This window comes from Steroidobacter sp., assembly GCF_036406195.1.
Taxonomy (GTDB): domain Bacteria; phylum Pseudomonadota; class Gammaproteobacteria; order Steroidobacterales; family Steroidobacteraceae; genus Steroidobacter.
The window spans coordinates 19,169-32,575 of the sequence record NZ_DASWVW010000061.1; the positions used below are offsets into that span (position 1 = coordinate 19,169).

Here is a 13,407-nt window from a genome sequence, read left to right on the forward strand (position 1 = left end):
TTCTACCTCGTCACCGACGGCTGGTCGGCGACCACGCGGATTACGAACTCGTCCATGCCGTCGAAATACTCATTGCTGGTGCGCCTGCCGGTTTCCCGCACATCGAAGCGATAGCCATAGTTCGCCGCGTTGGCACTCCCCAGCTCGATGGCGTGCGCCGAGTACAGCAACTGGCGGGCATCCCCGATCGGCAAGGTCGTCGTGCGCAGCTCGTGGCCGCCCGCGAGCGCATCGACCACATAGTCATAGAGCTGCCTGTTGTTCACGGCGAACGCCCGCTCCAGCGCCTGCTCGACGAACAACCGGCGCCGCGCTTCGGGATCATCCGCCGCCTCGTTATCCAAGACCGTCTGTACCACGCGTTTGCGCTCCAGGTTGTAGAGCCGCAAGTGGTCCGGGTCGACGAAACCGACTTCGAGCACCGCCATGTGTTCGGCGGCGCGCATGAACCGCTGGTCCTGCTCCGCTGGCGTCAGCTTGGACAGTTCGCCGAACGCATCGAGCAGCTGATGCTGGCTGGCCGCCGAGAAGCTCAGCTGCCGCAGCAAAATGTCGGCGCGCCGGGTGAATCCGTGCAGGGCATTGCGCAGCGCCGGCAGCATCGTGTCGGCGGCGCTGTGCAGCCGGCTCTCGATCTGTTCGAGCACATGCCAGTACACCGAGCGCGAGCTTTCCTGCACCAATTCCGGCGCCACGCGCCGCAGCTCTCGCTCCACTTCCGCCTTGGTTTCGCGTCGCTGCGCGCGGGCGCTGCGGAGCAAGCCATCCAGCTCGTCGCGATACTTCACCACGCTGTCTTCGGAAAAGCGCAACGCAAGATCCGGCATGAAACGCTTTTCCATGAAGTCGAAGAACTGGTCGCTGGCTCGCTGCACCAGCTGCTGGGATTCGACCTCGCGGACCAGCTCACGCTTGCGTTCGTCCAGCTCGGCGATCACGTCGCTGAAGTCGGCGACGATCCTCTCGGAATGCTCGTAGGCGTCGAGCAGGTCGTAGACCTCTTTTTTATCCAGGAACGAGCGCAGCGCGCTGCAGGTATTGCGGGTGTTGCGATGGCGGGTCCGGAAGCGGCCGCTCTCCAGCTCGTGCATGGGCTGCGTAAACAATCGGCCGACACGCGAGAAGGCATACGTGCTGGTGAGCGTTGCTTCATCGACGTGGCGCTCGATCCAGCCGTACTCCAGCAGCAGGTTCAACATCCAGTTGGCCTGCTCGCGCTCGCCTCGTGGCGCGGGCGAGAACTCGTCCTCGGCGTCGTCGAAGATCGGTGTGCGGGCGATGGTTTCCTGGAAGACTTCGATCACCAGGTCCCGCTGCACCACCCGGCTGTAATCCGCCAGCGAGCTGTAAAGGCGTGCATACAACGCGCGCAGGCACGCCATCACCTGTTCGCGATATTTGCCGGTAAGCGGACGGAAGAAATGCAGCCGTTCGTCGCTGAAGAACTGCGGGTCTGCTGACATGGGGCCGCAGTGTATTACTGGTACGCTCGCAGGCCAAACAAAAGAAAAGCCCCGCGAAAGCGGGGCTTTTCCAGACAGGGTAAGTGTCGAGGACGGACTGAAGTCCGTCCCGCGACGCTCTTACATGTCCATGCCGCCCATGCCGCCCATGCCGCCCGGAGCGCCGTGAGCGTGATCTGCCTCTTCCTTCGGAGCCTCGGCGATCATCACCTCGGTCGTCAGCAGCAGGCCGGCAACCGACGCGGCATTCTGCAGCGCCAGGCGGGTGACCTTGGTCGGATCCAGGATGCCCAGCTCGAGCATGTCGCCGTACTCGCCGGAAGCGGCGTTGTAGCCGAACGTGCCCTTGCCTTCCTTCACCTTCGCCAGCACCACCGCGGCGTCTTCGCCGGCGTTGGCGACGATCTGGCGCAGCGGCTCTTCGATCGAGCGCGCCAGGATGCGGATGCCGAAGGCCTGATCTTCGTTCTTGCCTTCCAGCTTCTCGACAGCCTTCTGGGCACGGATCAGCGCCACGCCGCCGCCCGGAACCACGCCTTCTTCAACGGCAGCGCGGGTCGCATGCAGCGCGTCTTCGACGCGAGCCTTCTTTTCCTTCATCTCGATCTCGGTGGCAGCGCCGACCTTGATCACGGCCACGCCGCCGGAGAGCTTGGCAACGCGCTCCTGCAGCTTCTCCTTGTCGTAGTCGCTGGTGGCTTCTTCGATCTGCTTGCGGATCTGGTCCACGCGGGCCTTGATGTCCGCGTTCTTGCCCTTGCCGTCGATGATGGTGCTGTTTTCCTTCTCCACCACGACCTTCTTGGCTTCGCCGAGGTCGTTCAGGGTCGCCTTCTCGAGCGACAGACCGACTTCGTCGGAGATCACGGTGCCACCGGTCAGCACGGCGATATCCTGCAGCATGGCCTTACGGCGATCGCCGAAGCCCGGCGCCTTGACGGCGGCCACCTTGACGATGCCGCGGATGGTGTTGACCACCAGGGTCGCCAGCGCCTCGCCTTCGACGTCTTCAGCCACGATCAGCAGCGGCCGGCCGGCCTTGGCGATGCTTTCCAGCAGCGGCAGCATTTCGCGGACGTTGGAGATCTTCTTTTCGTACAGCAGGATGTACGGGTTCTCGAGCTCCGCGGTCTGGTTCTGCTGGTTGTTGATGAAATACGGCGACAGGTAGCCGCGGTCGAACTGCATGCCTTCGACCACATCCAGCTCGTTCTGCAGGCCCGAGCCTTCCTCGACGGTGATCACGCCTTCCTTGCCGACCTTCTCCATCGCATCAGCGATGGTCTTGCCGATCGACTCGTCGCTGTTCGCGGAGATGGTGCCGACCTGCGCGATCGCCTTCTGGTCCTTGCAGGGCTTGCTGAGCTTCTTCAGCTCTTCGACGGCGGCGGCGACGGCGGCGTCGATGCCGCGCTTCAGGTCCATCGGGTTGGCGCCGGCGGCGACGGCCTTCAGACCTTCGCGCACGATCGCCTGGGCCAGCACGGTGGCGGTGGTGGTGCCGTCGCCGGCCTCGTCAGAGGTGTTGGAAGCGACTTCCTTCACCATCTGCGCGCCCATGTTCTCGAACTTGTCCTTCAGCTCGATTTCCTTCGCGACCGACACGCCGTCCTTGGTGACGGTGGGGGCGCCGAAGCTCTTCTCGAGCACCGCGTTGCGGCCCTTGGGGCCGAGCGTGGCTTTGACCGCGTTCGCCAGGATGTTCACACCCTTGAGCATGCGCGCGCGGGCGTCATCGCTGAAACGTACTTCTTTAGCTGCCATGTGAGTTCAACCTCTGATGCAAATTCTTGATGGAGAGGGCAATCGATAGAAGTCGAATTACTTCTCGATCACGGCCATGACGTCTTCTTCACGCATGACCAGCAGCTCCTCGCCGTCGACCTTCACTTCGGTGCCGCTGTACTTGCCAAACAGGATGTTGTCGCCGACCTTGACGTCCAGCGGACGTACTTCGCCGTTCTCGAGGATCTTGCCCTTGCCCACGGCGATGACCTTGCCCTTGATGGGCTTTTCGGTCGCCGAATCCGGAATCACGATGCCACCGGGAGTGGTGCGCTCCTCTTCCAGGCGCTTGATGATCACGCGGTCGTGCAGGGGGCGAATCTTCAGTTTGTCAGCCATAGCTCAAACCTCGGCAAAGCTAGTTTGCGAATGGATTGATGTGGAAAGGCCGGTTTGCGTTCTACCGGCGTGTTCGAATCTGGAGGGCAAGCGCCCGCAGCTTCGGCCCGGCCTCTCGCCCCGAAAGGCGCGAGAGACATCGAGATCGAGCGTTAGCACTCACCCCAGGCGGGTGCTAATAATAGGCAGAGAAAGGGATATTTCAAGTCGAATTTGGCCTTGCCGATGGCCCCCTCGAGGTCGCTTCGGCGCTGACACCGAACGCTCGCGCGGCTCTGTTGCGCGGCGCGCCATGCGAGAGTAACTCTATGACTGACAAGGTAATTGTCGCGCTTTCCACCTGCCCGGACGAGGCCTCGGCGCAACGCATCGCGGCCGCCTTGGTGAGCGAAAGGCTGGCCACCTGTGTCAACCGAGTGACAGGCATGACTTCTACTTACTTCTGGGACGGCCGTCTCCAAGACGACCCGGAGATTCTGTTAATCATCAAGACCACGGCGGCGCGCCTGGCCGAGCTGACAGCGCGGCTGAAGGTTTTGCACCCGTACGAGCTGCCGGACCTGGTCGCCCTCGAGGTGGCCGGCGGGAACGAACAGTACCTGCAATGGGTCCGAACCGGCGTGGCAAGCACTGCGAACAAAGGCGAATAACTTGAACGGCAACAGGCGGCAGGCCAGGCATGGCCATCTCATGAGCAGCCTCATGAGCCAAACAGGACTGATCGCGAGGCTGACCTCCCTGGCCGTGGCGTTGCTGGCCCCGGCGCTGCTGGCGATCGCGCCACCGGCCGCCGCCAAGCAGGACTTCCTGCCGCCCGAACAGGCCTATCGCTACACCATCGAGGCCGAGGGCGAACGCATCGTCGTCCATTGGAACGTGGCGCCGGGCTATTACCTCTACAAAAAGAAGATGGGTGTCGCCTCGACCATGGGCACGGTGCAGACCGCCGAGCCGCAGTGGCCCCAGGGCGAAGAGCACACCGACGAGTATTTCGGCACCCAGGAGATCTATCGCGGCAAGGTCGCGGTACCGGTGGGCTTCACGGTTCACAGCGGTGAGCGGCCGAAGAAGCTGGCGCTGGAATTGAAGCTGCAGGGCTGCGCCGATGCCGGGTTGTGTTATCCGCCGCTGCGCTGGAAGACGGAGGTCGATCTGCCCGCGGCCGGCGGCAGCAGCGGCCTCGGCTCGCTGTTCAAGTCGAAATCGGGCGGGGAACTGGAGAAAGGACTGGGTCAACCGGGTCAGAGCCGGGTCCGGCAAAACGACGACTTCCTGCCGCCCGATGAAGCCTTTCGTTTCGGCCCGGGCATGGAGCAGCCGGATTCGGTGGCGCTGACCTGGATCATCGCCGAGGACTACTACCTCTATAAGGATCGCATCCAGGTCACCACGGACACGCCGGGCGTGACGCTGGGCAAGCTGCAATTGCCCGAGGGCAAACCCAAGCATGATGAGTTCTTCGGCGACACCGAGGTTTACTACGAAGTGCTGGAAGCCTCGTTGCCGATCGCGCGGCCTGCCGGCGCCGGCAAGCTCGATCTTGCTGTGACTTATCAGGGCTGCGCCGAGAGCGGCCTTTGTTACAACCCGATCACCAAGAAAGTCTCTCTGGATCTGCCGCCGACGGACCAGGCGACGACGCTCCCGGCGGATGCACAGCCTGCAAGCTCCGCGACCAGCAGTGCCGGCGCGGCCTCATCGCGAGCGCCGGTGGCGGAACAAGACCAGCTGGCCTCGCTGATTCGCGACGGTAATTTGCTTGCCGTGCTGGGCACATTCTTCGGCCTCGGCATTCTGCTGTCGCTCACTCCGTGCGTGCTGCCGATGATTCCCATTCTTTCCGGCATCATCGTGGGCCAAGGCGGCACCGTGACTCCGGCGCGAGGCTTCTCGCTCGCGTTCACCTATGTGCAAGGCATGGCGCTCACTTACGCGGCCGCGGGCGCCGCGTTTGTGCTCGCATTCAAACAAGCGCCGCAAGCATTCTTTCAGCAGCCGTGGATCATCGGATTGATGACACTGCTGTTCGTCGTGCTGGCCCTGGCGATGTTTGGTGTATTCACGTTGCAGCTGCCGAGCACGCTGCAGACCAAGCTCACCAATGTGAGCAATCAACAAAAGTCGGGCACGTACGTCGGCACGTTCATCATGGGTGCGCTGTCCGCACTGGTGGTCACGGCGTGTGTCGCTCCTGCCATCATTGCTGCGCTGTCGGTCATCAGTCAGACCGGACAAATCGCGCGTGGCGCCGGCGCGTTGTATGCGACCGGCTTGGGCATGGGCGTGCCTCTCTTGGTCGTCGGCGCGTCGGCTGGATCGTTGCTGCCGAGAGTCGGCCCGTGGATGGATACGGTGAAGTCGCTGTTTGGCGTGCTGTTCCTCGGTGTTGCGGTCTATCTGGTGTCGCCACTGCTGCCGGGCGGTGCTGTGATGTTGCTGTGGTCGCTGCTCGCCGTGTTGTCCGGCTTCTGGGTGTTCTCGCTGAAGGCACGTGACGGCGCCCCGGTCGCAGCGCCTCTGCGAGCCCTCGGATTGGTGGGAGTGGTGTACGGCATCCTGCTGCTGATCGGCGCCGCTTCGGGCAGCAAAGATCCATTGCAACCGCTCGACCGCTTGAGCGTCGGCGGCGGTGGCGCGGGTCCGCAAGAACATGCCCTTGCCTTTCAGCGAATCAAAACGGTCGCGGATCTAGAGCACGCCGTGGCTGCCGCGAAGGCCGCGGGCCGACCCGTAATGCTGGATTTCTATGCAGACTGGTGCGTGTCGTGCAAGGAAATGGAGAAGTACACGTTTCCCGATCCGGGCGTACAGAGCGTGCTCGCCAACGCCGTGCTGCTGCAGGCGGATGTGACCGCCAATGACGATGACGACAAGGCATTGATGACTCGCTTCGAGATCTATGGTCCGCCGACCATCGCGTTTTATGGCGCCGACGGTGTCGAGCGCAAAGACTTCCGGCTGGTGGGATTCGTGCAGGCTGAACGCTTCCGCGAGCACGTGCGAGCCGCGTTCAGCAGCTGAGCCGCGCTTGCACCAGCGCGGATCTGCGGCAATCATGGGCCGCGCCCCATCGAGACATCTCTTATATGAAATTCATCGGATATATCGCAGTCGCCGTGGTCGCGGCGGCTGCAGGCTTTGCCATCTATCAATTCGGCATCGCGCCCCGCGTGAGCAGCGAGCAGGCGGCGCTGCCCGAAGCCGTGGCGCCCGCCGCCGAATCCGAGGCGGCAGCCGACGGCCTGCCTGAAACACTGCCGGACTTCACACTGGCCAATCTCGAAGGCGAGCCGCAGTCCATCCGCAGCTGGCCGGGCAAGTCGATGATCGTGAATTTCTGGGCGACCTGGTGCGCCCCCTGCCGCCGCGAGATTCCGCTGCTCAACAAGATCCAGGCGGAACATGGCGCGGAAGGCTTTCAGATCGTCGGTGTCGCGGTCGACTTTCGTGACGACGTGCTGAAGTACGCCAACGAGATCGGCATCTCCTACCCGCTGCTGATCGGCGAACAGGACGGCCTCGACGCCGTGACCCAATTCGGCCGCGGCTCACTGGGATTTCCCTTCACGGTATTCACCGACAATCAGCAGCGGCTGGTGCTGTTTCACGTCGGCGAGCTGCATCCGCCGCAGGCTGAAATCATGTTGGAAGCGGTCCGCAAGGTGAACAGCGGCGAGCTGACGCCACTGGCGGCTCGCGCCGTTGCAGCCAAGCAACTCGCGGAGCTGCCGCCGGCGAGCGGGTAACCGTACAGCGAGAACTTCCCAGAGGCGCGCGATCCGCTATGATGCGCGCCCCGGATTTCCAGGGGGTTGGCGCCCCAAAGCCGTCTGGAAAGCGATCTGGTGGAGTCTGGAGCCGAACGGAACCGATCTACCCCCATTGGGGCCGTTGTTGCGGATTCACGCCGGGAAGCCCGGGCAGGGACCGGCAAACAGCGCCATCGTGGCGCAAATCATCGCCAAGTTGCTTCCAATCTGGTTAAACTCGCCGCCATCTTCGTTTAAGTGAATTGGCGCGACCAGCCTGCATGGCCCATCTGCTGCTTTTGAATGGCCCCAACCTGAACCTGCTCGGCACTCGCGAGCCGGGCACGTATGGGTCCGTCACGCTGGAGCAGATCGTGAGCCGCGCCAGTCAGCTGGCCGCGGAATTCGGCCATCGCCTCTCGGCGTTTCAAAGCAATGCCGAGAGCGAGTTGATCGGCTGGATCCATGAAGCGCCGGCGTCGCACGTCGCCTGCATCATCTTCAATCCGGCGGCGTTCACACATACCAGCGTCGCGCTGCGCGATGCTTTGCTGGGCGTGAAGATTCCTTTCATCGAAGTGCATATGAGCAACGTGCATGCGCGGGAGCCTTTCCGCCATCACTCCTATTTCTCCGACATCGCCATCGGCACGATTACGGGATTGGGCGCGTTCGGGTACGAGCTGGCGCTGCGCGCGGCCGCGAATTACCTGACGATATCTCGCAAGTCGGTGCCATAAGTAACGGGCGTCTTTTTCCAACGCACTCTTTCCGCGCTCTTCGCAGGAAAAGAACAAGAGGATCGGTATGGACATTCGTAAGGTCAAAAAACTCATCGAGCTGCTCGAGGAATCCGGCATCGCCGAGATCGAGATCAGCGAGGGCGAGGAGTCGGTACGCATCAGCCGCTATCCGCAAGGACAAGCTCCTGCGCCGGTGGTGCACTACGCGGCTCCTCCGGCTGCAGCGCCAGTCGCTGCCGCTCCCGTGGCCGCCGCCCCTGTCGCCGCTGCTCCGGCGCCCAGCAAGACCGATCACACGGTGACGGCACCGATGGTAGGAACGTTCTATGCAGCGGCATCGCCGGGCGCGAAGCCGTTCGTTGATATCGGCAGCGAAGTCAACGTCGGCGACACGCTGTGCATCATCGAAGCCATGAAGATGATGAACCAGATCGAATCCGACAAGGCGGGCCGCGTCACCGCCGTGCTGGTGAAGAACGGCGATCCGGTCGAGTTCGGCCAGCCCCTCTTCATAATCGAATGAGTACCAGCGGTTAGCGGTTGGCGGTTAGCGGTTAGCAAAAACCCGAGCCGCCTCTGCTTTTGAACCAACCGCCAACCGCTAACAGCCAACCACTAATACCAAACATGCTGGAAAAAGTAGTCATCGCCAATCGCGGCGAGATCGCGCTGAGGATTTTGCGCGCCTGCCGTGAGCTCGGCATCAAGACCGTCGCGGTGCATTCCACCGCCGACTTCAATCAGAAGCACGTGCTGCTCGCGGACGAATCGGTGTGCATCGGCCCGCCCTCGTCCAAGGAAAGCTATCTCAATATGCCGGCCATCATCAGCGCCGCCGAAGTGACCGATTCGGTGGCCATTCATCCCGGCTACGGCTTTCTGTCCGAGAACGCGGATTTCGCCGAGCGCGTCGAGAAGAGCGGCTTCATTTTCGTCGGCCCCAAGCCCGAGACCATTCGCTTGATGGGCGATAAGGTCTCGGCCATCCGCGTCATGAAGGCCGCCGGCGTGCCGTGCGTGCCCGGCTCCGGTGGACCTCTCGGCAACGATCCCGATGAAAACATCCGCATCGCGCGCGAGCTCGGCTACCCCGTGATCATCAAGGCATCCGGCGGTGGCGGTGGCCGCGGCATGCGCGTCGTGCACAGTGACGCGACGTTGCTGAACGCGATCAATGTGACCCAGGCTGAAGCGCTGGCCGCGTTCGGCAACGCCGAGGTCTACATGGAGAAGTTCCTCGAAAAGCCGCGCCACATCGAGATCCAGGTGCTCGCCGACAACTACGGCAACGTGGTGCATCTGGGCGAGCGCGACTGCTCGCTGCAACGTCGTCATCAAAAGGTCATCGAAGAAGCGCCCGCGCCGGGCATCACGCCGAAGCAGCGTAAAACCATCGGCGATCGCTGTGTCGCCGCCTGTCGCGAAGTGGGTTATCGCGGCGCCGGCACGCTGGAGTTCCTGTATCAGGACGGCGAGTTCTATTTCATCGAAATGAACACGCGTGTGCAGGTGGAGCATCCGGTGACCGAGCAGATCACCGGCATCGACATCGTGAAAGCACAGCTGCGCGTCGCCTCCGGCGAGCGCCTGCCGTGGACGCAGAACGACATCAACATTCGCGGCCACGCCATCGAATGCCGCATCAACGCCGAAGATCCGAAGGGCTTCATTCCTTCACCGGGCCCGGTGAAGCTGTTCCATGCGCCGGGCGGGCCGGGCATTCGCGTCGACAGCCATCTGTACAGTGGCTATACGGTGCCGCCCTACTATGACTCGATGATCGGCAAGGTCATTGCCTACGGCGAGGACCGCGACACCGCGATCGCGCGCATGAAGAACGCGCTGTCGGAAATGGTGATCGAAGGCATCAAGACCAACATCCCGCTGCACCAGGAAATCTTCAATCACGCGGCGTTCAAGGCCGGCGGGTTGGACATTCACTACCTGGAACGTCGTCTCGGAATCAAATGAGAGAAGCGGTTGGCGGTTAGCGGTTGGTGGTTGGTTGCCACCTCCCGAACAACCACTAACCGCAAACCGCTAACCGCCATGCCTTTTCTCCAGCTCATCCTGCCCATCGGCGCCGCCGACCCTGCGCCGTACGAGGATGCGCTGCTCGCGGCCGGCGCCTCCTCCATCACCCTCGAAGACGAGGGTGATGACCCTGTTCTCGAACCGCTGCCCGGAACGACTCCGTTGTGGCCGCGCGTGCGGCTGAAGGCGCTGTTCGATGGCGCCGTCGACCGTGACGAGGTGCTGGGAATGCTGAACGCCGAGCTGGGCAGCAAGCTGGCGCAAGCGCTGGCTGGCGCCAGCTTCGAAACACTGGCGGACCGCGCCTGGGAGCGCGAGTGGCTGAAAGACTTCAAGCCCATGCGCTTCGGCCGGCGCTTGTGGATTTGCCCCGGCGGGCAGCAACCGGACGAGGAGCAACTGCGCGACAGTCAGCCTGCCGTGCTGATCGAGCTCGATCCGGGTCTTGCGTTCGGCACCGGCACGCATCCGACCACGGCACTGTGCCTGGAATGGCTGGACGCCGCACCGCTCGCCGGCAAGCGCGTCATCGACTACGGCTGCGGTTCAGGAATTCTCGCCATCGCCGCGGCCAGGCTCGGCGCGGCCGAGGTGCTTGCGGTCGACATCGATCCGCAAGCGCTGCTGGCAACTCGCGACAATGCTGAACGAAATGGCGTCGCGCAGCTGATCGAGGCGCACCTGGTGGAGGATGGCGCTGACGATTCGCGCGAGAACCCGGCCGACATTCTGCTGGCCAACATCCTGGCCGGCCCGCTGGACAGCCTGGCGCCGGCGTTCGCGGCCCGGGTTCGCAGCGGTGGCCAGCTGGTGCTGTCGGGAATTCTTCGCCACCAGGCGGAAGCGGTGGCAAGCCGGTATGCGCCGTGGTTTGATATCGGCCCTGTCGTCGTCCGGGACGACTGGGCGCGCCTCGACGGCGTGCGCCGCCCGACTCCACCGCCACCTTCGAATTGACCCGAGCATGCTGACTCAGTGTCCCAGCTGCCAGACGACGTTTCGCGTCACCAGCGAGATCCTTCGGGTCGCGCATGGTCAGGTGCGTTGCGGCCGCTGCCAGACACAATTCGACGCGCTGGAACGGCTGATCGAGGAAACCGACGACGGCGGCATCGACAGCAGCCGCTACATGCGGCCGCCACGGGCCATTCCGCAACCGCCGCCGCCACCGGGACAGATCGAGGTGGAGGAGCCGATCGAGCACGAGGACATCACGCTCGAAGGCCGGCACATCGAGATCAGCGGCGTCTATGAAGGTATCGACGAGAGCGGCCAGGGCCAGCCGCAGTTCCACGAGGAAGTGATCGAGGAATGGGTGGAGATCGACCAGGACGATGCCACCATCGACACGCTCGAGACCGGACCTGCAGAGGAACTGGAGCCTGACGAGGAGCTGGAAGCGCAACCCGAGTCCGAAGTCATGGACATGCGGGACGAATACTCCAGCGTGCTCGCGGAGGACGAAGCTCTCGAGGCCGCTGCCGCTGAAATCGAGGCGCAGCGCTCGATGTCACAATCGGGTCGGTGGGCACGGGCCCAGCCGCAGTCCAGCTTCAACACCACTCGCGTCCGCCTGCCGGAAGGCACGCGCACACGGCGTAATCCACGCGCCATCGCAGTGGACGACTCGCCGGCAGTCGACTTCGATTTCCCGACCCGGGAACCCGGCGAGCCCGCCTCGGCCATCTGGAAGATTCTGGCCGTGCCGCTGGTACTGCTGTTGCTCGCGCAAGTCGTACATCATTACCGCGCCGATCTGGCGCGCCATCCGCAGATCGGCGCACCGTTGCAGAGCCTCTACGGCGCGCTCGGCCTGACGCTGCGCCCGGATTGGAACCTGCACGCTTACGAAGTGCGTCAATGGGGCGTGATCGCCGATCCTTCGCAACCCGGCACATTGAAAGTGCGCGCGAGCGTGAAGAATCTCGCCGATTTCCCGCAACCTTATCCACTGCTGAAGCTGGTGCTCGAAGATCGCTGGGGCGATCAGGTGCGCGCACGCGAATTCGAGCCCTCGGAATATCTCGATCCCACCAGCGCGCCGGACCGCATGCTCGCGCCCGCCCAGCAAACCAATGCCAGTATCGCGATCGTCGATCCGGGTCCGGATGCGGAAGGCTTCCGCTTCGACGTCTGCTTGCGCGGCTCGCGCGGCTCGGTCTGCGCAGCGGATGTGCCAGGCCAGAAGTGAACGGTTCACTTCCGCGCATGCGCATCGGCAACTACGAACTGGCCAACAACCTCGCGCTCGCGCCCATGGCCGGTGTCACGGATCTGCCGTTCCGACTGTTGTGTCGACGCATGGGAGCGGCCATTGCCGCTGGAGAAATGCTGACTTGCGATGTGCGTTTATGGCACACCGAGAAGTCGCGCCGGCGCATGGATCACAGTGGCGAGCCCGAACCACGCGTCGTGCAGATCGCCGGCGGCGATCCGGCGATGATGGCCGAGGCCGCGCAACGTAATGTCGATGCGGGCGCGCAGATCATCGACATCAACCTGGGTTGCCCGGCGAAAAAAGTGTGCAACAAGGCGGCCGGTTCGGCGCTGATGCGCGACGAGCCGCTGGTACGCGCGATTCTCGAAGCTGTGGTCAAGGCGGTCAATGTCCCGGTGACACTGAAAATGCGCACAGGCTGGGATCCCGCCCATCGCAACGGCCCCGCCATTGCGCGCATGGCTGAAGCGATCGGCGTGCAGGCACTCGCCATTCATGGGCGCACGCGCGCCTGCATGTATCAGGGGCAAGCTGAGTACGAAACCATCCGTACCATCAAGCAAAGCGTGTCGATTCCGATTTTTGCCAATGGTGACATCGACTCAGGTGCGAAAGCGAAGCACGTGCTTGAACAGACGGGCGTAGATGGCTTGATGATCGGGCGCAGCGCACAAGGTCGGCCGTGGATCTTCCGTGAAATTCTCGCCGCCCTGAACGCAGGTCCACAGGGGGGTGACTTCGTGGCGCCTTCCATCGCGGAAGTCCGTGATATCATGCTCGCCCATTTGCGCGATCTGCATGCTTTCTATGGGGAAGAGGCTGGAGTCCGGGTCGCGCGTAAACACATCGATTGGTATGCGAAGAGTCGCGCGTCCGCGCCGGCTTTGCGACGAGCCGTGATGCAGGCGACCAACGCGACGACACAACTCGAGCGCGTGCAGGCATATTTCGATGCGCTTGCAGCAGCGCCGGAAGAGAGTCTGTCGAGCGCGGCCTGAAGCAGACCGCGCGCCCATTTGAGTCGATGGGAGTGGATCGGTGAGGCTCGCGACGTGGAAGAACAGTTCTTGATTGCA

Annotated in this window: 12 protein-coding genes; 9 read left to right on the forward strand and 3 right to left on the reverse strand. The window is 63.2% G+C overall.

Annotation, left to right across the window (positions count from 1 at the left end):
* Positions 1-2: 2 nt before the first annotated feature.
* From VGE08_RS23785 to groES, 3 genes are all read right to left on the reverse strand, one after another.
* Positions 3-1,463 carry a Wadjet anti-phage system protein JetA family protein gene (locus VGE08_RS23785; protein WP_331070426.1) on the reverse strand — a complete coding sequence of 487 codons (1,461 nt, stop codon included), beginning with the start codon at positions 1,461-1,463 and terminating at the stop codon, positions 3-5.
* A gap of 120 nt (positions 1,464-1,583) precedes the next feature.
* On the reverse strand, positions 1,584-3,227 hold the full coding sequence (gene groL, locus VGE08_RS23790; protein WP_331070427.1) for a chaperonin GroEL: 1,644 nt from the start codon (positions 3,225-3,227) through the stop codon (positions 1,584-1,586).
* Positions 3,228-3,284: 57 nt separating this feature from the next.
* Positions 3,285-3,575, reverse strand: a complete 291-nt coding sequence (gene groES, locus VGE08_RS23795) for a co-chaperone GroES (protein WP_331070838.1) — start codon at positions 3,573-3,575, stop codon at positions 3,285-3,287.
* A 320-nt stretch (positions 3,576-3,895) separates the two neighbouring features.
* Here groES and cutA point away from each other — a divergent pair, with 320 nt between their 5' ends.
* The 9 genes from cutA to dusB all read left to right on the forward strand — a co-directional run bounded on the left by cutA (position 3,896) and on the right by dusB (position 13,329).
* The gene (gene cutA / locus VGE08_RS23800; RefSeq protein WP_331070428.1) at positions 3,896-4,237 is read left to right on the forward strand and encodes a divalent-cation tolerance protein CutA; all 342 of its coding nucleotides are present in this window, start codon (positions 3,896-3,898) and stop codon (positions 4,235-4,237) included.
* 52 nt (positions 4,238-4,289) lie between these two features.
* Positions 4,290-6,608, forward strand: a complete 2,319-nt coding sequence (gene dsbD, locus VGE08_RS23805) for a protein-disulfide reductase DsbD (RefSeq protein ID WP_331070429.1) — start codon at positions 4,290-4,292, stop codon at positions 6,606-6,608.
* A gap of 65 nt (positions 6,609-6,673) precedes the next feature.
* On the forward strand, positions 6,674-7,333 hold the full coding sequence (locus VGE08_RS23810) for a TlpA disulfide reductase family protein (RefSeq protein WP_331070430.1): 660 nt from the start codon (positions 6,674-6,676) through the stop codon (positions 7,331-7,333).
* A gap of 284 nt (positions 7,334-7,617) precedes the next feature.
* Positions 7,618-8,076: a type II 3-dehydroquinate dehydratase gene (gene aroQ / locus VGE08_RS23815; protein WP_331070431.1), complete on the forward strand. Its 459-nt coding sequence runs from the start codon at positions 7,618-7,620 to the stop codon at positions 8,074-8,076.
* Positions 8,077-8,143: 67 nt separating this feature from the next.
* The gene (accB, locus tag VGE08_RS23820; protein WP_331070432.1) at positions 8,144-8,602 is read left to right on the forward strand and encodes an acetyl-CoA carboxylase biotin carboxyl carrier protein; all 459 of its coding nucleotides are present in this window, start codon (positions 8,144-8,146) and stop codon (positions 8,600-8,602) included.
* Between the two features lie 104 nt (positions 8,603-8,706).
* Positions 8,707-10,050 (forward strand): acetyl-CoA carboxylase biotin carboxylase subunit, encoded by a 1,344-nt coding sequence (gene accC, locus VGE08_RS23825; RefSeq protein WP_331070433.1) that lies wholly within the window; start codon positions 8,707-8,709, stop codon positions 10,048-10,050.
* Between the two features lie 78 nt (positions 10,051-10,128).
* Positions 10,129-11,070, forward strand: coding sequence for a 50S ribosomal protein L11 methyltransferase (gene prmA, locus VGE08_RS23830; protein WP_331070434.1), 942 nt, complete (start codon positions 10,129-10,131; stop codon positions 11,068-11,070).
* 7 nt (positions 11,071-11,077) lie between these two features.
* Entirely contained in the window at positions 11,078-12,304 is a 1,227-nt protein-coding gene (locus tag VGE08_RS23835; RefSeq protein WP_331070435.1) for a DUF3426 domain-containing protein, read from the forward strand.
* Between the two features lie 17 nt (positions 12,305-12,321).
* Positions 12,322-13,329 (forward strand): tRNA dihydrouridine synthase DusB, encoded by a 1,008-nt coding sequence (gene dusB / locus VGE08_RS23840; RefSeq protein ID WP_331070839.1) that lies wholly within the window; start codon positions 12,322-12,324, stop codon positions 13,327-13,329.
* Positions 13,330-13,407: the final 78 nt, after the last annotated feature.